Raw genomic sequence first — 20379 nt, 5'->3', positions numbered from 1 at the left:
CCTTTAGCGGCTTTCACGCTGTTGGCTTCTTAAAAAAGAAACTGTTTTTGTGCGAATAAGCCCTGCACTTTCAAATAACCAATACAGTAATTTTGCTAACACCAGACACAGTCCGAATATTAAGCAGAAGAAAACCACCCGTGAGACGAAAGAATCCACGCCTTCACGCGCTAAAACAATGATGTTAAAAATGGCACCAAAACAAAATGCCTGCATAATGGCAGCCTTATAGCGATTCGGTTCTTTCAGGCTCATGCCATAGATCCAATCAAACCATTTGATGATAAGCCCCACAACTATGGCTCCGAGTGGTATAAAAATCACCCCACCCATCACCACCAATGAACCAATCAGTGTTGGGGAAATTGCCAGTCCAGAATGGTTGTTTAGTACTTCCCACGTAAAATAGTTGGCAGAATTCAATACCGTATCTGGGCGTTCTGGCCAAACCCAAGAAGGAATAAAAACATAAAAGTCACGGATAATCGGCGCTAGGCCTTGAAAGTCCATCTCATCATAGTGGCTTAACAGTAATGCTAAGTTTTCCCACGGGGAGAATGTGTCCCGTGTTAAATACAAGAAAGTGTAATACGCTTCGGCACCACTGACATCTAGCCCATAGCGCTTTAAGGCTAACCAGAACATACCTACAATACTTGCGACCCCGGCTGCAGCTAGCATCCACAGCGTAATCCAACCCCTGACAATCCCAATAAATAAGAATAGTGCGAAAGCAATAATAATGTTCGCTCTGGTTCCTCCAACGATAACATAGGTCAAGAAACCAAATGCAACGGTACTAACGAGGAAGAAAATCCAACGTTTCTGTGTCGGTCGCAAGAAATAAACAATCAACATTGCCGGTATGAAGAAATAGAAAAAGCGTTTTAATGCCACGCCAGAAACTTGGCTGGAGAAAATTTGACTATAGGATTTTAGCTTAAACAGCAAAAAACCGTTCTGCATGAAAAAGATACCTACTGTCACGACTGCAATCAGTATCAATAACAGACAGGTTAGATTCGTTTCCACTTTGTTCATGCTAAACAACGCACGCCGTGGTGCGTCTGGTTGCCTAGAAAGCCGTGTTTTATAAGCAACATAATAAATCGCATAAAAACTGGTAGCCGCTAGTTGGGCGTAAAGTAAGTAATCCGCTTTCACAACCGCAACATCAAATTGGAACACTAACGCACAAGTTAATGGAAAACCAAAGTAAAACGTCAATAAATACAGCATTGAAAAGAAAATATTGAAGTTAAACCGAGCACGTAAAAACTCTTTGTACAACAAAGTACCAATAAAAATAATTGATATCAGGTAGACCAGTGCTAAGCCACCTAACTCCGTCAGTGTCATGCTCGCTCCTCCACGGCACTGAGAACGGCTTTCCAGCCTTCAGTAAAGTTAGGAGCAAAAAATTCGATATGCTGTTTATCTAATAAGCTCATTTGGCGCTGAGCTTCATCCACCAGCGGTATCGTCAGGTTGTCACCATAGAAAAATACAGGGACATTTTGAGCAGTTAAATCCTGCCAAAATGTATTTTGACGACTGATCACAAATGGAATACCAAATTGGATTAACAAACAAACCGTACCAACACCTTGCTGGCGATTAAAAATAAAATAGCCAAGATCACAGGATTTGAGCAAATTAAGGTACTCGCTAAACTCCATGCGCTCTTTCAGAATTTCTACTTGCCCTGAAGTAAACTCACTATTTGCAGCCTGTTCGACTTGTTCAATATAGCCTTGGTTATTTGCAGGATAACCCATTGGGACAATAACCTTAACCTCATCACCAAATTGCTGTTTAATCGCACTCAGCGCCTCTACATGACGATTAGAACGGTCACCTGAGTTACCCAACAAAATAGTCAGTTGAGAGCCTTCACGTGCCTTAGGCTCGCTAATTGTCAATGCGGGGTCCATTCGTGTTGGAAAATACAACACAGTGGCAGGCACTTTAGGGTTCGACTGGTGGAAATAGCACAAATCCCCACGTGTTGCACACACATGTCCTACTTTTTTCTGCGCTAAACGACGCAAAATATAGAATAACTTAAATTTTAGAGAGCTAGATTCTTCATAGAGGTCAGCTCCCCATATATGCCACCAAAACTGATGGGATTTGATTTGACCAAATAATAGCGCTAACCAAATAGGGGCGTTGAATTGCCCATGAAAGAAAAAGCGAGTACGGCGATCTGCCTTGGCACGCTGTATAACACTATTAGCAATGGCCTGTTTATTCGCAAAAACATCTATTTTTAGCTGAGGATAAGCGTCAGCAAGCTGCGCATCATCGCTTACCACCATAAAATGCGGCGTTGATGACGAAGCCATTTCTTGGCAAATGACGTCATTAAAAAACGTCAGTACCGTCTGATTGTGGTGTGGGAGGTTCGATCCCAGTACATGTATTAAGGTTGTCATGCTCGCCTACGGTAAATCAAAAATACGCAACAACATAAGGTAAAATAGACAATATAAGTGGCCATATAAGCCTGAGTTGCACCTACTGCACCATGTTCAGGGATAAGCCAATGGGCAAAGCCCGTTAATAATAAAAATTGACTCACTTCAGTGAGGACATAAAAACGCAATGCGGCTTTGGCAATGACCAAATAGCCAAATACGTAAGCCCCCACTTTCAATACATCACCGACCAACTGCCATGCAAACAGGTCTCTCATCCCTGTAAATTCTTTTGAGAACAGCAACCAAATCGCGAAATCACGTAGTAACCAAACTGTAAAACTCACAACGGCAACAGCAGGTAAAACAAACTTCAATGCTTTAACAATTTCTGCTGTGATTTCATTTTTATGCTGCAAACGCGATAACGTCGGCAATAAATACACTGAAAATGTCGCGGTAATAAACTGCAAATAGGCATCTGAAATGGTGGTCACACCGGTCCATAACCCCACTTCATCCCAGCTATAGGTTTGGGCAAGTAAGTTTCGCATCATGATATAAGCGACTGGCAGTGTGACTGCCGTTAGCATCGCCATGACCGTAAATTTGCCTAAATTAGTCGCAATCACTTTGTCCCATGCTGGCTTCAATGACGATAACGCAAACTGCTTGCGTTTAATTATCATCCCAGCCGCAGGCAATACCACAAGTGCAGGAACCAATGCTAACCCCGCTAGTGCACCTTCATACCCGCCCACTAGATAGCATAAATAATAAGCAATTACACCAATTACGCTACCTAAAATAATGGCTAATGCGTTTGCTGATGCGTCTCGGTAGCCCTTCAAAATAGCCAGAAAATAGTTCGCATACGCGATACCCATTTGAATTAAGGCGACTATTTGAATAACTGAGCTGTATTTTTCACTATCAAATAACGCCACGCTAATTGGCGCACTGCAAAGTAAAAAGATAAGCGCAAGTAGCGCTGAAAATCCTAAAATAATCGTCGATGAAGTTCCCAGAACCGCACGTAATTTTTGTGGGTCTTGGTGGTGCTCTGCAACATATTTTGTGACACCATTGAAAATCCCTGCACCAGATAACACCCCTAGTACAGTAATCAATTGGCGGAAGTTACCCGCCAGCCCCACACCGCTGGGCCCAAATGAGACTGCAAACAACTTAACGATTAACAGGCCTACCCCGATTTTAATCAGGGTAGAGCCAGCAGTCCAAACCGATGCTTTAGCAAGAGACATTAGGCAAAGAACGCTTTGATTCGCTCAATGACCGTCTGCTGTTCGTCATCAGTCATGTTGTAGAACATCGGTAAACGCACTAAGCGATCACTTTCTGATGTTGTATATTTATCTTCACCATGGAAACGGCCAAACTCGATACCTGCCGGGCTAGTGTGTAATGCAACATAGTGGAATACTGTCAAAATGCCATGAGATTTCATGTAATCATTGAATTCGGTACGCTCTTCGATATCTTTAAGTTTGATGTAGAACATATGGGCATTATGTTTTAAGCCTTCTGGCACAGTTGCTAGGACTAAACGCCCTGCATCAACCAGTGGCTGCAACGCTTCATCATAACGTTTCCATAGTAGTAAACGGCGGTCATTAATTTTGTCTGCTTCTTCTAACTGCGCCCATAAGTAAGCCGCTTGCAAATCAGACAACAAGTAGCTTGAGCCGATATCACGCCACGTGTATTTATCGACTTGACCACGGAAAAATTGGCTACGATTTGTCCCTTTTTCACGGATCACTTCGGCACGGCTAATCAGGTCTTTATCATTGATAAGCGTAGCTCCACCTTCACCGCCTGAAGAGTAGTTTTTAGTTTCATGGAAGCTATAGCAGCCAATATGGCCGATAGTCCCCAGTGCTTTGCCTTTATACGTCGACATCACACCTTGTGCCGCATCTTCAATCACGAATAAATTGTGTTTTTTTGCGATAGCCATGATGGTGTCCATCTCGCAAGCAACACCTGCATAATGGACTGGAACGATGGCACGCGTACGTTCAGTGATTGCGGCTTCAATTTTAGTTTCATCGATATTCATGGTATCCGGACGGATATCAACAAACACGATTTTAGCGCCACGTAATACAAATGCGTTAGAGGTTGATACAAAAGTAAAGCTTGGCATGATGATTTCATCACCCGGCTTAGTATCAATCAGGATCGCCGCCATTTCTAATGAGGCCGTACAAGATGGCGTTAACTGCACTTTCGGGCAATTAAACCGTTTTTCCATCCATTCTTCACAACGTTTCGTGAAGCCACCGTCACCACACAGTTTGCCACTTTCCATGGCTTGTCTCATATACTCTAATTCAGTACCTACAACTGGTGGTTTATTAAATGGAATCATGTTGTCCCCTGTATAACCAATAAGCGGTACTGGCAATTGCTGCACCGCTACGTGAATAAAGATTTAATGCCGCAACATTACTGATTTGCGTGGCCACATTTAACTGTGTTTTTTGGTGTTCCACACACCAATTAAATGCTGCAGACATCAACTTACGCCCTACACCTTGCCCCTTCGCTTCTGGCATTTTCGCTAGTAGGCCAACCCGTGCTGTTTCTGCATCAAGATGCCGTAAACTCACAAAGCCCAATATCGCACCAGACGCGTCTTTAACTAGTAAACAAGTGTGATCAAACGTACCAAGTACTGATTTTTCTATCCACAACGCATAAAACTGACCGCTATCACCATCACGATACCAAGGTGCTCTAAAGCGGCTTTTGCTAAAGACAGACTCAGCGGCTTGCCGTAAAGTAGGAATATCATCCACTTGTGCGACAACAATGTGATCTTCCGCTGTTAAACCTGCCTTTAAATAAGCATTTTCTGTGCCAATAGTAAGAGCGAAATCGATTTCACCTTCAACAAATGAAAAACCCATACCAGCCAAATCATCAATCAGCTGCGTTTCAGACGCGGCGACTTTTGCTTGCACGATATCGTATTCATTTATTTGATAAGCAAGGAGGGTCTCGAGATTATCCCCCGTAAAATTCAACTTTGCCGTTGAGCGATGAAAAAATTCGCTCTCCCATGGCAGGCTCTCAATACTGGCGCGGACGGACACGTAATAAATCCTCTAAGTATTGCCCATAACCTGTTTTTTTCAGCTGTTGTGCTGAAAAAGCGACTTGCTCGTCTGTCAGCCAGCCGTTACGCCATGCTATTTCTTCTAAACAAGCAACTTTGAAGCCTTGGCGTTTTTCAACGGTTTGTACAAAAGTACCTGCCTCAATGAGGCTATCGTGGGTACCTGTATCTAACCAAGCAAAACCACGACCGAGCAATTCAACGTTTAATTCGCCACGTTCTAAGTACATTTGGTTAATTGACGTGATTTCTAACTCACCTCGTTCAGAAGGCTTAACTTGTTTTGCAAATTCAACTACTTGTGAGTCATAGAAATACAGCCCTGTCACCGCCCAATTCGATTTAGGTTTAACCGGCTTTTCTTCAATCGACAGTGCTTTAAAATTATCGTCAAATTCCACGACACCAAAACGCTCAGGATCCATCACTTGGTAACCAAAAACCGTTGCGCCATTTACTCGTTTAGCAACAGATTTTAATTTTGGGCTAAATGAATGGCCGAAAAAGATATTGTCGCCCAATACTAAACAGCACGAATCACCGTTAATGAACTCTTCACCAATGATAAACGCTTGCGCAAGGCCGTCTGGTGATGGCTGTTCTGCATAGCTCAGCTCAATCCCAAACTCATGACCATCCCCTAATAAACGCTTAAACATCGGCAAGTCGTCAGGGGTAGAGATAATTAAAATCTCACGAACTCCCGCCAACATCAGGACTGAAAGCGGGTAGTAAATCATCGGCTTATCGTAGATAGGCAATAACTGTTTAGAAATACCGCGAGTGATAGGATGCAAACGCGTCCCCGACCCTCCAGCTAATATAATACCTTTCATACTGTCACCTAATTTCCTAGACCTAGACGTTCGCCCGCATAGGAACCGTCTTGTACGCGGCGCCACCACGTTTCATTGTTCAAATACCACTGCACCGTTTTGCGGATACCTGATTCGAAGGTTTCTTGTGGCGTCCACCCCAATTCGCGCTCAATTTTCGCGGCATCAATGGCATAACGCATATCGTGACCCGGTCTGTCTTTCACAAACGTGATTAAGTCACGGTAGTGCGCCACACCTTGTGGCTTCTGCGGATGCAGCTCTTCAAGCAGCTCACAAATCGTTTCTACAACGTCAATATTACGGCGCTCATTATGACCACCAATATTATAGGTGGTGCCAGGTTGCGCTGTTGTCGCAACTAAATGCAGTGCTCGTGCATGGTCTTCAACAAACAGCCAGTCACGAATTTGCTCACCTTTCCCATAAACAGGCAGAGGCTTACCCGCTAAAGCATTCAAAATAATTAAGGGGATCAATTTCTCTGGGAAATGATACGGCCCGTAGTTATTTGAACAATTGGTGATCATCGTCGGCAGACCATAGGTTCTTTGCCATGCACGAACCAAGTGATCGCTCGATGCTTTCGATGCGGAATAAGGGCTACTTGGCGCATAAGGCGTGGTTTCTGTGAAGAAACCATCAGGCCCCTCGAGGTCGCCATAAACTTCATCTGTCGAAATATGATGAAAACGGAAAGCCGCTTTTTTCTCATCATTCAGTGCAGACCAGTAATGGCGCGCCGCCTCTAACAATGTGTAAGTTCCCACAATGTTGGTTTCGATAAATGCCGCAGGGCCATCAATTGAACGGTCAACATGGCTTTCTGCCGCTAAATGCATCACTGCATCGGGTTGGTATTTTTCAAAAACGGCATCTAATGCAGCTCTATCACAAATATTCACCTGCTCAAAAGCATAGCGCGGGTTATTCGCAACCGTTGCAAGGGACTCTAAGTTACCTGCATAGGTTAAGCAATCCAGAACCACTGCGCTGTCGTCAGTGTTTTCAATAATATGACGAACAACAGCAGAGCCGATAAACCCGGCGCCTCCAGTGATTAAAATGCGTTTCAACGCCATACTCCTTTTGTATCCACAACCCATTTTTGTGGGATCGCAGAGCCTTGGATGCCTTTGAACATATTGTGGTCAACTAACATTAAGATCACATCCGCTTCATTAACGGCTTTTTCAATCGAAACTAGCTCAGAAATGCCTTTTAAAGAGGTCGGTAATTCATCAATGTGTGGCTCAACCGCATACGTTTTACCTGGGTTCCAGTTCGCTACCATTTTGGTGATGTGCATTGCTGGGCTTTCACGTAAATCATCAATATTTGGTTTAAATGACAGGCCGAAACAGGCAATGGTCACTTCACTGGCTTTTTTACCGGTTTCCACTAAGCAATCAGCCACTGCCGCTTTCACTTGGTCAACAACCCAAATTGGTTTGCCATCATTGACTAAACGAGCGGTATGAATAAGACGTGATTGTTTTGGATTTTGCGCAACGATAAACCATGGATCAACCGCGATGCAGTGCCCACCAACACCTGGGCCTGGTTGCAAAATATTAACGCGTGGATGACGATTCGCGAGGCTGATTAACTCCCACACATTGATGTCTTGTTCCGCACAAATTAATGATAATTCATTCGCAAAAGCAATATTCACATCACGGAAGCTATTTTCCGTTAACTTACACATTTCCGCAGTTCTTGAGTTAGTAATTACACACTCACCTTCAAGGAAAATATTGTATAGCTCACTTGCACGCAGAGAGGATTTTGGCGTCATACCACCAACAACGCGGTCATTTTTAATTAATTCGACCATCACTTGACCTGGTAACACACGCTCAGGGCAGTACGCTACATCGATATCGGCTTCTTCCCCTGCTTGATGAGGGAAGGTTAAATCAGGGCGAGCAGCTGCCATCCACTCTGCCATTTGCTCTGTTGTTCCTACTGGCGATGTAGACTCAAGGATGACTAAATCCCCTTTCTTCAGCACCGGAGCCACAGACTCAGCTGCAGCACGTACATACGCGAGGTCAGGTTCGTGCTCGCCTTTAAATGGCGTAGGCACAGCAATCAGATAAGCATCTGCAGGTTGCGGCTTAGTAAAAGCTTTCAGATGGCCGTCTTCAACCGCCTTTTTGACCACGATATCCAGTTCTGGCTCCACGATGTGGATTTTACCCTGGTTAATAGTATCAACGGCATGTTGGTTAACATCGACACCAACCACTTGTTTTTTACGTGATGCAAAGGCTGCTGCTGTTGGTAAACCAATATAACCAAGGCCAATAACAGAAATAGTTTCAAAACTCATAATTTCACCTGATTACTTTTCAATGCTGCAAGAATACGCTGACATGCATGACCATCCCCATAAGGGTTATGTGCGCGGCTCATTTCGTGATACTCCGCGTCATCTGTCAGTAACCGATTAACTTCTTTCACAATTTTTTGTGTATCTGTTCCCACAAGACGAACAGTACCTGCATCAACAGCTTCTGGTCGTTCTGTGGTATCTCTCATCACCAAAACAGGCTTACCGAGAGAAGGCGCTTCCTCTTGAATACCACCTGAGTCTGTTAGAATTAAATAAGCATGGTTCATCAAATAAACAAACGGTAGGTAGTCTTGAGGGCTAATTAAAATAATATTATCAATATCATGCAGTATACGTTTAACAGGCTCACTCACATTTGGATTTAAGTGAACTGGATATACGACTTGCACATCGGGATGCGCTTGTGCAATTTCTGCTAAAGCGTGACAAATACGTTCAAAGCCACCACCAAAACTTTCTCGACGATGGCCCGTGACTAAAATCATTTTTTTATTTGGGTCGATAAATGGGTAATTTGCAGCCAATTTCTCCATCATATGCTGGTCGCTCATGACTTTATCACGTACCCACAATAACGCATCAATCACACTATTACCGGTGACAAAAATATGACTGTCAGGAATAGATTCTTTTAACAAATTTTGGCGTGAATTTTCAGTTGGCGCGAAGTGATACATCGCTAAATGACCAGCAATCTTACGGTTTGCCTCTTCAGGCCATGGCGAATACAGGTTTCCTGTACGTAATCCCGCTTCAACATGCCCTACTGGTATACGATGGTAAAATGCCGCAAGGCTAGTTGCCATCGTTGTAGCTGTGTCGCCATGAACAAGAACAACATCCGGTTGAAAATCAGCAAAAACGCTTTTCAACCCTTCAAGAATACGACAAGTGATATCAGTTAAATCTTGCCCTGGCTTCATAATATTGAGATCGTAATCTGGAATGATCTCAAACAGTTTCAGTACTTGATCTAGCATTTCACGATGCTGTGCCGTAACACAAACTTTAGCTTCAAAGTCTGTATCTTCAGCCAATGCATGAACCAGTGGTGCCATTTTAATAGCTTCAGGTCGTGTGCCGAATACAGTCAATACTTTCACAGTGACTCTCTTATATTTATCTTTCGCAGTGAGCTGCTTTGTATAATCTTAATAACTTTATATGCCACTGGAAAATTCGCCAGTGGCTTATCCCAAAATCAAGATGGGCGGCGGCGAGCAAGTACCACTCCGGCACCTACTAACATCCCTATGGCTCCCCATAGAACCATCATAAAGGCTCGACGAGGACTATCGCGTTTAACGGGCTCTTCAGGAGTACGTAAATAGCGATATGCTTGAAAATTATCTTGGAGGGTAGGCCCGACGCTCAATGTTGATAACATGGCAATATTTTGGTCGTAATCACTGTCGTGATCGGGGCCGGTTGCTTTCAATGTTTCAATTTGTGCTTGTAATAAAGGGGCACCTAGCATAAACATTTTTGAATCTGGGATTTCATCCACAGGTGTTGCGCTTTGATTACGTACAATACCTTGTTTTTCTGCAACTTTTAATGCTTGTTCCAGTGCATTCAAACGTCGCTCATAAGCGGCCTTCGCCACCATATCTTCACGTTTAACTAATGCCTTCATGGATTGCATTTTCGTTGCCCAAGTGCCTTTAATTTCATCATTTAGATTCGTTGTGGCACGTTGGTTAGCAAACTGAGTGTATTGACGCAGCAACTGGTTCGCATCTGCGGAAGTTTCCGCCACTAACTTAATGCTATCTGTTAAATTTTTGACTTCATCTGCTGGCGTAAACTCAATATCGTTGATGAGCTCATCCAATAATGCGGCATCTGCTTTAGGATCATTCTCTAAGCGCTGCTTATAGTAATCCGTATTTAGCCAAAATTGACGACGTGTATCATAAGAGCCAAGCTGCTTTGTGAATTCTTGATAAGCTTCTTTTGCAATTGTCGGTAATTGCCCTTCTTGCCCCGTAGTATTAATACGGGAATCGAGGTTGCGCAGAAATTGCTGCTGAGAATAGTAACTTCCCAGATTATTGACGGTTGGTAAATCCGTAATTGCTGTCGCACTCCACTTCGGCTGCATAAAATAGGACGCTCCCAAGGCAATTGCTGCAAAAATAACGGCAAATGCAACGATCCAAATTTTACCTTGCCACAGTGAGCGACATAAACCACGGATATCCAATTCCGGCTCTATTGGCGATTGATGCTGACTCGGTTGTGTTTCTGAGTTATTCACTGCACAGAACCTCTATTTTCGTTTTGTCGTTACCGTACTGCTCCTCTACGTGCTCTACGTCTCACTCGCTTAATAAAACGGGCGACTTTCCAAGCTCGTTTGATGCAGTAACCATACATCATAAATACAAGCAAAAATAATGCCAACATTACCCATTCAGGTACAAATGTTAAGTGTTCACCAATAATACCGACACATGCTAAAGCGGCCGCTGATAGTGTAATCAGTACAAATGCCCCTTTTGGTGTAAAACCAGAACGCATAATTAAATGATGAATGTGCTGGCGATCGGGTGAAAATGGGCTCATCCCTTTACGAATTCTGCGATACATAATGGCAACCATGTCCATTAGTGGGATCGCAATAATCCATAAAGCGGTAACTGGGTTAATCGGATGTACTTCTTCTTGGGTCGAAGCCACAAGGATCCAAATAATAGTAAACCCAATCAGCGTACTTCCCGCATCTCCCATGAAAACTTTAAAACGACGGCCTAGCACACCTAAATTCAGAAGAATATAAGGAAGGATAGCTGCAATAAAGGCAAAACACCAAAATGCTAACGCATAGTTACCGTTTTGATATAGCAAAAAGCCGAGAGCGCCAAAAGAAACAGAAGATAAGCCACCGAGTAACCCATCAATGCCATCAACCATGTTAAAAGCATTAATTGCTGCCCATACTGCAAATAGGGTAACGATATAACCGAATGGACCCAGTACCAGTTCCCATGGGCCAAAGGCATGACCGAGTGAATCAAGTTTCAACCCTGCCGCTGTCATCATAACAACCGCAACGATCGCTTGAATACCAGCCCTTAGTTTCACACTGATGTCAAACCTATCATCTAATGCGCCAATAAAGACTAATAACCCTGCACAAGCGATATATAGCCACTTATGAGGGATATATTCTCCGGTAATATAAAACGCAAAACAGATCCCAAAGAAAACGGAAATTCCCCCAACAAGAGGAACTAATCCTACGTGTTTCTTTCTGAAATTAGGTTTATCAACTAACCCGATTTTTATTGCAACAACTCGAGCCAGAAAAATAAAAACTAATGAAAACAAGAAAACGTAGAAGAGATTGGTTACAAAGTGTATGGTGTCCACTGTTTGACTCTCTTAATCTTTATATTTAACTTTCAAAACTAATTTTTTAGCGAATGCAGATAAACCAGCATACGCCAATGCATTATCATCTTGGTACTAAAATTCACTATAAGACGAATCTTTATTCATAAAGAGATTCCTGTAACATTATTAGTTTTTACACTTTATTAGTGTGTTTGATTTAATAACGAAACATCCGGTAATTTTATACTGAATAGCTGCAATATGCATGCCATAAAAGCAATACTCTAAAATTGAGTTAATCGATTGATGTTTAAATAGGCGCTTGATGATTAAATAATAAAGTGGCGAAAATAAATTTAACGCTAATCACAAAATAAATATTTTTCATAAATTTATCTTTTAATTCAATCAATTAAAGCATGTTCGTTAGTATTTCCTATCGTTTATTATTAATTTTTTAATAAAAACTCCATCTGCTACCCAATGCTATTTATAAATGAACCAAATAAAACATGTTCTTAATTTATTGAAAATAAATCAGTAAAATATTAAACCTGCTTAATATGGTAGGCTTTAATTTTTATACACCACTATCGAGTATGAAAACAAAAAAAAGGTGCCATAACAGGCACCTTTTTTATAATACGCAGAGAACCTTAACGGTTACGCTCTTTTCATAAAATCAAAGAACTCTTCGTTGGTTTTTGTCATCGCTAACTTACTGATGAGGAACTCCATCGCATCGATTTCGCCCATTGGGTGAATAATCTTACGTAGGATCCACATTTTTTGTAACTCATCTTGCGATGTAAGTAACTCTTCTTTACGCGTACCTGAACGGTTGTAGTCTATTGCAGGGAAAACACGTTTTTCTGCAATCTTACGAGATAGGTGCAGTTCCATGTTACCTGTACCTTTAAACTCTTCGTAAATAACTTCATCCATCTTAGAACCGGTATCAACCAGTGCAGTTGCAATGATTGTCAGGCTTCCACCTTCTTCAACATTACGAGCAGCACCGAAGAAACGTTTTGGACGGTGTAATGCGTTAGCATCCACACCACCGGTTAATACTTTCCCAGAGGAAGGTACAACGGTGTTATATGCACGAGCTAGGCGCGTAATAGAGTCGAGTAAAATGATAACGTCTTTTTTATGTTCAACTAGACGTTTCGCTTTTTCAATCACCATTTCAGCGACTTGGACGTGACGTGCTGCAGGCTCATCGAAAGTTGAAGCAATAACTTCACCTTTAACCAAACGCTGCATTTCGGTCACTTCCTCAGGACGTTCATCGATCAACAGAACCATCAGAACGCAATCAGGGTAATTGTGTGCAATATTCGCTGCAATATTTTGCAGTAACATTGTTTTACCGGCTTTCGGTGGAGCCACAATCAGACCACGTTGACCACGACCGATTGGAGCCGCTAAGTCTAGTACACGAGCAGTTAAATCTTCAGTTGAACCATTACCACGTTCCATGCGCAGACGACGGTTTGCATGTAATGGAGTGAGGTTTTCGAAAAGAATTTTACTGCGGGCATTTTCAGGTTTGTCGTAATTAACTTCGTTGACTTTCAGGAGGGCAAAATAACGTTCACCTTCTTTAGGAGGACGAATTTTTCCTGAAATTGTGTCACCTGTACGTAGGTTAAAACGGCGGATTTGGCTAGGAGAAACGTAGATATCATCAGGACCTGCGAGGTAAGAACTGTCTGCTGAACGGAGGAAACCAAATCCATCCTGCAATATTTCCAGTACGCCATCGCCGAAAATATCTTCGCCACTTTTCGCATGCTGCTTCAAAATAGAGAAAATAATATCCTGCTTTCTCATACGGGCTAAGTTCTCTAGCCCCATGTTTTCGCCTAACGTAATCAATTCTGATACTGGCGTATTTTTTAATTCGGTAAGATTCATAATGGTGGGTTCTTTAACTCGGGGTAATTCTCGAACTATGAACGTAAATTGACGGCAGCTTACTATTAAGTGCCAGTTTAACTTTATACTGCCCTGTTGCTCACTAATTTTTACCAAAAGCAAACAACAATGCAAAAAAATCTTGTGCTAGCCATTACTAAGATTGCTCTAACATTTGACTGCAACTCATCTTGATGATGTGTGACATATTATTAGAAACACACACAATATTAGCAATAGTTTTTTGTACATTTAGGACAACATCCATCCCAATATCGCAAATTTAATGTCAGATTAGCATTAAAAAACACATAATTGCTAAAGACAAACCTGTCCCACTTCGTTTTTATATCCCTATGATATAAAAATATTGAATTTCATTGCGTTCGCTTATGCGCTATCTTTAATTCATATGAGAGATGCATTGAAACCGAAGATATTGAATACTGCTATAACTCAATGTCTAAACTTTCAATTTTCATATTTAAAATCATTACGCCATCAGTTTTTTGATCAATAACAATCATCACAATACTGAACTAACAAGCTAGATATGTAAGATAAGAGCAATGGAATACAAGGTAATTCATATGGGTGCTATACGAGGAATGACGATAACTTATCATGCTTAAGTGAAGACGTCTAGCGGCTCTCTAGATAAAATAGATATACCGCTAAACGTTTTAGCTTACATATAACGATAACTTACAGATTTTCGTCTAAAAATTCTTTCAGTTGCGTTTTTGATAATGCCCCAACTTTCGTTGCTGCGACTTCACCATTTTTGAATAAAAGCAAGGTCGGGATACCACGAATTCCATATTTTGGAGCGGTAGCAGGGTTTTCATCAATATTCAGTTTTGCGATGGTCAGTTTGCCTGTATATTCTTCAGCAACTTCATCAAGAATAGGCGCGATCATTTTACAAGGACCACACCATGCAGCCCAAAAATCGACTAGAACAGGTGAACTTGCGTTCAGAACTTCAGTTGCAAAACTTGCATCAGTTATATGTATAATTTTATCGCTCATGTTGTACTCCAAAGGATCATCTTTTGCAGACTTAGTGTAACATTATTGGCAGCAGTATGCTTTATTTCAAAAGATACACTTTCGTAAACCAACCGTTAACTGATATTCTAACATACTATGAGTAAAGCACACTTGACAGAAAAGAAGTTTTCCGACTTCGCATTGCACCCTAAAGTCATTGAAGCTCTGAATAAAAAAGGCTTCAATTTTTGCACGCCTATACAGGCGTCCACCTTGCCTTTTACTGTCGAAGGCAAAGACGTGGCGGGTCAAGCGCAAACTGGTACAGGTAAAACGTTAGCTTTTTTAACGTCTACATTCCATTATTTATTAACTCACCCCGCTATTGAGGGTAAAAAAGCGAATCAGCCTCGTGCGCTGATTATGGCACCGACACGCGAACTCGCGGTACAAATTTATTCGGATGCTAAAGAGCTAGCTGAATATACTGGCCTGAAAATGGGGCTAGCCTACGGTGGTGACGGCTATGATGAGCAGCTTAAGGTTTTACAAAACGGTGTTGATATCCTTATTGGTACAACAGGCCGTTTAATCGACTACGCGAAACAAGGCCATGTCGACTTAAGTGCGGTTCAAGTTGTGGTACTTGATGAAGCCGACCGCATGTATGATCTTGGTTTTATTAAAGATATTCGCTGGATTTTCCGTCGTATGCCAGGTGCTGCAGAAAGGCTTAATTTGCTGTTTTCTGCAACTTTATCTTACCGAGTAAGAGAATTAGCTTTCGAGCAAATGAATAACCCTGAATATGTTGAGGTCGAACCTTTACAAAAAACAGGTCATCGTATCAAAGAAGAGTTATTTTACCCTTCTAATGAAGAAAAAATGCGCTTACTCCAAACGCTTCTTGAAGAAGAGTGGCCAGAGCGTTGTATTATTTTCGCCAATACAAAACACCGTTGTGATGATATTTGGGCGCATTTAGCTGCTGATGGTCATCGTGTAGGTTTGTTGACCGGCGATGTCGCACAGAAAAAGCGACTGCGTATATTAGAGCAATTCACACAAGGCCATTTAGATATTTTAGTGGCAACTGATGTTGCAGCTCGTGGTTTACATATTCCATCAGTTACTCATGTATTTAATTACGACTTACCTGATGACTGTGAAGATTACGTACACCGTATTGGTCGTACTGGTCGTGCTGGTGAAAGCGGAAACTCAATTAGCTTAGCCTGTGAAGAATATTCACTTAACCTGCCTGCTATTGAAGAATATATTCAACACTCAATCCCTGTTAGTAAGTATAACAGTGATGCATTATTGAGCGATTTACCGGCACCAAAACGCCGCCATCGCCCACGCCCTGGAGGCCAGCGCCGTAATTCGAATTCGCAGCGTCGCCACAATGGCCCACGAAACAACCATAAACGTCCAGGCTGAGTAAAAACGATATGCTGAAATCTTCTTCTCTTTATGCCGCCATCGATTTAGGCTCAAACAGTTTTCATATGCTAGTCGTACGTGAAACTGCTGGTAGCATTCAGGTGATCTCTAGGGTTAAACGCAAAGTTCGTCTTGCTGCAGGGTTAGATAACAACAACCTGCTTTCTGAGCAAGCAATGGAGCGAGGCTGGCAATGTTTACGCCTGTTTTCGGAGCACTTACAAGATATTCCGAATACACAAATTCGTGTTGTCGCGACTGCGACTTTGCGTTTAGCTAAAAATGCCGATGTTTTCATCGAAAAAGCCAGTCAAATTTTAGGAAACCCTGTAAAAGTTATTCAAGGGGAAGAAGAAGCTCGCTTAATTTATCAAGGTGTTGCACATACAACTGGTGGGCCAGATCAACGCTTAGTGGTTGATATTGGTGGGGGAAGTACTGAACTTGTTACAGGTACTGGCGCAAAAGCGGAGCAACTCTATAGTCTTGAAATGGGTTGTGTGACTTGGCTTGAACGCTACTTTGGCGATAGAAGTTTAACCGAAGAAAACTTCTCAGCGGCTCAAGCCGCTGCACATAATGTCATCGCCCCTATTGCAGAGTCACTCAAGACACATGGGTGGAAAATATGTGTTGGAGCATCCGGTACTGTACAAGCCATTCAGGAAATCATGATTGCCCAAGGCATGGATGAACTGATCACCCTTTCTAAGTTACAACAGCTTAAGCGCAAAGCCATTCAATGCCAAAAACTTGAAGAGCTTGAAATTGACGGCTTAACCTTCGAACGTGCCCTTGTTTTTCCAAGCGGCTTGTCTATTTTGATTGCTATCTTTGAAGCATTAGACATTGATAACATGACACTTGCTGGCGGAGCACTTCGTGAAGGGCTTGTCTATGGTATGTTACAGCTTCCTATTGAGCAGGATATTCGCGCTCGTACCGTTCGCAATATTCAACGGCGCTTCCAAGTCGATATCGAACAAGCTGGCCGAGTCCGTCAACTTGCAGAATATTTTTATTTACAAGTCGCGAAAGATTGGGGCTTAGATACACGCTGTCGTGATTTACTATCGAGTGCATGCGCCTTACATGAAATCGGCTTGAGTGTCGATTTCCGTAAAGGCCCCGAGCACGCGAGCTACCTCATAACACACCTTGATTTACCTGGCTTCACTCCAGCTCAAAAACGGTTACTTGCTGCATTATTGAAAAATCAGCAAGGCCCTATCGATTTAACACCATTAAGCCAACAAAATGCGCTACCCATACAGCATGCATATGATTTATGTCGTTTACTCCGCCTCGCCATTATTTTTGCGAGCCGCAGACGGGATGATACCTTGCCTGCACTAAGACTTAATGTGAATGCACAAAGGTTAACCATTACACTGCCTTATCGTTGGTTATCTGCTCACCCTCTACGAGCGGAAAATTTACAGCAAGAAGTTCAATGGCAGGGCTATGTGAATTGGGTTTTAGAGTTGGAAGAACGTAATAGTTCAAATTGATAATATATTCCACACTAGACCTACTCTAGTGTGGAAATTCAATTAGTTGTGGTTACTCACTTTTTTTATTTAGCCCTAAGCGCGCTTTAATATCGGCTAAAGCTGATTGCCCTTTCTGCATACGCTCCTGCGCACTAACCACTTTACGCTGTTGCTCCCATTGTAAATCATCTTGTGGCAATTCAAGGAGAAAACGGCTTAATTCGGGACGGATCAATTCACCATATTGACGACGCTCACGACAATGAGAAAAGAATAACTCTCTTTGCGCTCTTGTGATCCCTACATAAGCTAAACGGCGTTCTTCATCAATATTATTTTCATCAATACTGCTTTGATGTGGCAGCAGCCCTTCTTCCATACCGACCAAAAAAACATAAGGAAATTCAAGGCCTTTAGACGCATGCAACGTCATGAGTTGAACTTGGTCTGATTCTTCATCATCCTCACCACGCTCCATCATATCGCGCAGCGTAAAGCGTGTAACCACTTGGCTCAATGTCATTGGGTCATTGAGATCATCACCTTCCACCATTTCACTCATCCATGTGAACAATTGGTTGACGTTTTTCATTCGCATTTCAGCAGCTTTAGTACTGGTCGACGTTTCATATAACCAGCTTTCATAATCCATTTCGCGCAGTAAATCACGCACCGCAATTAAAGGTTCGCGTTCCGACGTTCTAACAATACTGTCCATCCAATGAGTGAAACGCTGTAATGCTTCTAATCCTTTACCTTTTAAAATTTGTTCAAGCCCTAGATCAAAGCTGGCTTGATATAAGCTTTTCCCTCGTTGGTTTGCCCATTCCCCAAGTTTTTGGATAGTTTTGGGGCCAATCTCTCGACGTGGAGTATTTACTATGCGTAAAAAAGCACTGTCATCTTCAGGGTTAGTTAATACTCGCAAATAGGCTAATAAGTCTTTAATTTCAGGGCGGGAGAAAAACGAAGTCCCCCCCGAAATGCGATACGGAATACGATTTTGCATCAACATTTTTTCAAAAATACGCGATTGATGATTACCGCGATACAAAATGGCGTAATCTTTATATTCCGTCTTATTAATAAAATGGTGTGCAATAAGCTCCCCAATCACTCTTTCAGCTTCATGGTCTTCATTGTTTGCCGTAAGAACCCGAAGTGGCGCTCCATATCCCAATTCAGAAAATAATTTTTTTTCAAATACATGAGGGTTATTGGCAATTAAAATATTTGCAGCCTTTAAAATTCGTTCAGATGAACGGTAATTTTGCTCAAGCTTAATGACATTTAACTTAGGGAAGTCCTGATTCAATAAAACCAAGTTTTGTGGCCTTGCGCCACGCCATGAATAGATTGACTGATCGTCATCGCCCACAACCGTAAACCTTGCTCGCTGCCCCACAAGCAATTTAACCAACTGATATTGACTCGTATTGGTATCTTGGTACTCGTCCACCAGCAAGTAACGAATTTTTTGCTGCCAACGCTCGCGAACTTCTTCATTTTGGTATAACAACAAGGTAGGCTTGCTGATTAAATCGTCAAAATCCAGCACATTGCAACTTTTCAGATGAAGTTCATAGCGGCGATAACACTCCGCAAAGTGATGCTCTTTCTCACTCCGTGCTTGGCCTATAACTTGTTGTGGCGAGATAAGATCATTTTTCCAATTAGAGATCGCTGAGATCAATTGTTTGAGTAAGTCTTTATCTTCTTCTAGTAAGTCAAAAGTGAGTTCTTTCAACAATGCCATCTGGTCTTGGTCATCAAATAGCGAAAAGTTGGCTTTAATACCCAGCGCTTTATATTCACGCTTAATAATTTCCAAGCCTAATGTATGGAAGGTGGATATGATCAAACCACGCGCTTCTTTTTTACCCAAGGTTTGTGCCACGCGCTCTTTCATTTCCCGCGCCGCTTTATTGGTGAAAGTCACCGCTGCAATTTGCCGAGGCTGATAACCGCATTGGCGAATTAAATGCGCAATTTTATTGGTAATAACACGTGTTTTGCCTGACCCCGCCCCCGCCAATACAAGGCACGGGCCATCGACAAATTCAACTGCCTGCTGTTGGCTAGGATTCAATCGCATGGCTTATCTACATCACTCAGTTATTCAAAAAGGAATTCGCTACAGATTGTAGCAGAAACCGACCCAACTCTTGAGCAACGATCTTCTCTATTTATAAAAAACAAAAAACCACATCATTCATCAGAAAGATGTGGTTTTGTTCTTTTTCTTTTATAACATCAATGCATTTTTCTAAACTATTCGCGTTAGAGGAAGGCGGCAAAGGAGGTTATCCCAAGGAGCATACATTAAGTATGTGACTTGGGTAACCGAGTGTAGCCAACGCACCTATCACGCGAAGAGTGACGAAAAATAAGATTATCCCAAGGAACATACATTAGTATGTGACTT

General features: G+C 42.2%; 16 protein-coding genes. 2 read left to right on the top strand and 14 right to left on the bottom strand.

What is annotated here, in order from left to right:
- Window positions 1-3: 3 nt before the first annotated feature.
- The 13 genes from wzyE to trxA all read right to left on the bottom strand — a co-directional run bounded on the left by wzyE (window position 4) and on the right by trxA (window position 15054).
- Window positions 4-1359: an ECA oligosaccharide polymerase gene (gene wzyE, locus PSE83_RS12995; protein ID WP_004906091.1), complete on the bottom strand. Its 1356-nt coding sequence runs from the start codon at window positions 1357-1359 to the stop codon at window positions 4-6.
- Window positions 1356-2438: a TDP-N-acetylfucosamine:lipid II N-acetylfucosaminyltransferase gene (locus PSE83_RS12990; protein ID WP_004906092.1), complete on the bottom strand. Its 1083-nt coding sequence runs from the start codon at window positions 2436-2438 to the stop codon at window positions 1356-1358. Before PSE83_RS12990 ends, wzyE begins: the two co-directional genes overlap by 4 nt.
- Window positions 2435-3685 (bottom strand): lipid III flippase WzxE, encoded by a 1251-nt coding sequence (gene wzxE, locus PSE83_RS12985; RefSeq protein WP_004906093.1) that lies wholly within the window; start codon window positions 3683-3685, stop codon window positions 2435-2437. Before wzxE ends, PSE83_RS12990 begins: the two co-directional genes overlap by 4 nt.
- A complete protein-coding gene (gene rffA, locus PSE83_RS12980; protein WP_004907307.1) occupies window positions 3685-4815 on the bottom strand; it encodes a dTDP-4-amino-4,6-dideoxygalactose transaminase in 1131 nt (376 codons plus the stop codon). Before rffA ends, wzxE begins: the two co-directional genes overlap by 1 nt.
- Window positions 4802-5542, bottom strand: coding sequence for a dTDP-4-amino-4,6-dideoxy-D-galactose acyltransferase (gene rffC, locus PSE83_RS12975; RefSeq protein ID WP_164456177.1), 741 nt, complete (start codon window positions 5540-5542; stop codon window positions 4802-4804). Before rffC ends, rffA begins: the two co-directional genes overlap by 14 nt.
- The gene (rfbA, locus tag PSE83_RS12970; RefSeq protein WP_004906097.1) at window positions 5520-6401 is read right to left on the bottom strand and encodes a glucose-1-phosphate thymidylyltransferase RfbA; all 882 of its coding nucleotides are present in this window, start codon (window positions 6399-6401) and stop codon (window positions 5520-5522) included. Before rfbA ends, rffC begins: the two co-directional genes overlap by 23 nt.
- An 8-nt stretch (window positions 6402-6409) precedes the next feature.
- Window positions 6410-7483 (bottom strand): dTDP-glucose 4,6-dehydratase, encoded by a 1074-nt coding sequence (rffG, locus tag PSE83_RS12965; RefSeq protein WP_172412277.1) that lies wholly within the window; start codon window positions 7481-7483, stop codon window positions 6410-6412.
- On the bottom strand, window positions 7474-8736 hold the full coding sequence (gene wecC, locus PSE83_RS12960; RefSeq protein ID WP_004906100.1) for a UDP-N-acetyl-D-mannosamine dehydrogenase: 1263 nt from the start codon (window positions 8734-8736) through the stop codon (window positions 7474-7476). The genes rffG and wecC overlap by 10 nt, the downstream gene beginning before the upstream one ends.
- The gene (wecB, locus tag PSE83_RS12955; RefSeq protein WP_004906103.1) at window positions 8733-9863 is read right to left on the bottom strand and encodes a non-hydrolyzing UDP-N-acetylglucosamine 2-epimerase; all 1131 of its coding nucleotides are present in this window, start codon (window positions 9861-9863) and stop codon (window positions 8733-8735) included. The genes wecC and wecB overlap by 4 nt, the downstream gene beginning before the upstream one ends.
- A 98-nt stretch (window positions 9864-9961) precedes the next feature.
- A complete protein-coding gene (gene wzzE, locus PSE83_RS12950) occupies window positions 9962-11020 on the bottom strand; it encodes an ECA polysaccharide chain length modulation protein (RefSeq protein ID WP_004906105.1) in 1059 nt (352 codons plus the stop codon).
- A gap of 29 nt (window positions 11021-11049) precedes the next feature.
- Window positions 11050-12135 (bottom strand): UDP-N-acetylglucosamine--undecaprenyl-phosphate N-acetylglucosaminephosphotransferase, encoded by a 1086-nt coding sequence (gene wecA, locus PSE83_RS12945; protein ID WP_004906107.1) that lies wholly within the window; start codon window positions 12133-12135, stop codon window positions 11050-11052.
- Window positions 12136-12762: 627 nt separating this feature from the next.
- Window positions 12763-14022: a transcription termination factor Rho gene (rho, locus tag PSE83_RS12940; RefSeq protein ID WP_004906109.1), complete on the bottom strand. Its 1260-nt coding sequence runs from the start codon at window positions 14020-14022 to the stop codon at window positions 12763-12765.
- Window positions 14023-14727: 705 nt separating this feature from the next.
- The gene (trxA, locus tag PSE83_RS12935; protein WP_004906112.1) at window positions 14728-15054 is read right to left on the bottom strand and encodes a thioredoxin TrxA; all 327 of its coding nucleotides are present in this window, start codon (window positions 15052-15054) and stop codon (window positions 14728-14730) included.
- Between the two features lie 117 nt (window positions 15055-15171).
- On the opposite strand from trxA, the gene rhlB reads away from it, so the two are divergent.
- On the top strand, window positions 15172-16458 hold the full coding sequence (rhlB, locus tag PSE83_RS12930; protein WP_004906115.1) for an ATP-dependent RNA helicase RhlB: 1287 nt from the start codon (window positions 15172-15174) through the stop codon (window positions 16456-16458).
- An 11-nt stretch (window positions 16459-16469) separates the two neighbouring features.
- Window positions 16470-17972, top strand: a complete 1503-nt coding sequence (gene gppA, locus PSE83_RS12925) for a guanosine-5'-triphosphate,3'-diphosphate diphosphatase (protein ID WP_004906116.1) — start codon at window positions 16470-16472, stop codon at window positions 17970-17972.
- A gap of 52 nt (window positions 17973-18024) precedes the next feature.
- On the opposite strand, the gene rep is transcribed toward gppA, so the two are convergent.
- A complete protein-coding gene (gene rep, locus PSE83_RS12920) occupies window positions 18025-20049 on the bottom strand; it encodes a DNA helicase Rep (RefSeq protein WP_004906118.1) in 2025 nt (674 codons plus the stop codon).
- Window positions 20050-20379: the final 330 nt, after the last annotated feature.

The organism is Providencia sp. PROV150 (genome assembly GCF_028481025.1).
GTDB classification, from domain to species: domain Bacteria; phylum Pseudomonadota; class Gammaproteobacteria; order Enterobacterales; family Enterobacteriaceae; genus Providencia; species Providencia hangzhouensis.
Note: the sequence above shows the minus strand (reverse complement) of the source record. Positions and strands in the feature narration are given on the sequence as shown.

Bases quoted from the DNA above. Each gene is read 5' to 3' on its own strand.
- rho (WP_004906109.1), bottom strand. From the start codon at position 14,022: ATGAATCTTACCGAATTAAAAAATACGCCAGTATCAGAATTGATTACG.
- rhlB (WP_004906115.1), top strand. From the start codon at position 15,172: ATGAGTAAAGCACACTTGACAGAAAAGAAGTTTTCCGACTTCGCATTG.
- rep (WP_004906118.1), bottom strand. From the start codon at position 20,049: ATGCGATTGAATCCTAGCCAACAGCAGGCAGTTGAATTTGTCGATGGC.
- wzyE (WP_004906091.1), bottom strand. From the start codon at position 1,359: ATGACACTGACGGAGTTAGGTGGCTTAGCACTGGTCTACCTGATATCA.
- gppA (WP_004906116.1), top strand. From the start codon at position 16,470: ATGCTGAAATCTTCTTCTCTTTATGCCGCCATCGATTTAGGCTCAAAC.
- wzxE (WP_004906093.1), bottom strand. From the start codon at position 3,685: ATGTCTCTTGCTAAAGCATCGGTTTGGACTGCTGGCTCTACCCTGATT.
- trxA (WP_004906112.1), bottom strand. From the start codon at position 15,054: ATGAGCGATAAAATTATACATATAACTGATGCAAGTTTTGCAACTGAA.
- PSE83_RS12990 (WP_004906092.1), bottom strand. From the start codon at position 2,438: ATGACAACCTTAATACATGTACTGGGATCGAACCTCCCACACCACAAT.
- rffA (WP_004907307.1), bottom strand. From the start codon at position 4,815: ATGATTCCATTTAATAAACCACCAGTTGTAGGTACTGAATTAGAGTAT.
- rfbA (WP_004906097.1), bottom strand. From the start codon at position 6,401: ATGAAAGGTATTATATTAGCTGGAGGGTCGGGGACGCGTTTGCATCCT.
- rffG (WP_172412277.1), bottom strand. From the start codon at position 7,483: ATGGCGTTGAAACGCATTTTAATCACTGGAGGCGCCGGGTTTATCGGC.
- wecC (WP_004906100.1), bottom strand. From the start codon at position 8,736: ATGAGTTTTGAAACTATTTCTGTTATTGGCCTTGGTTATATTGGTTTA.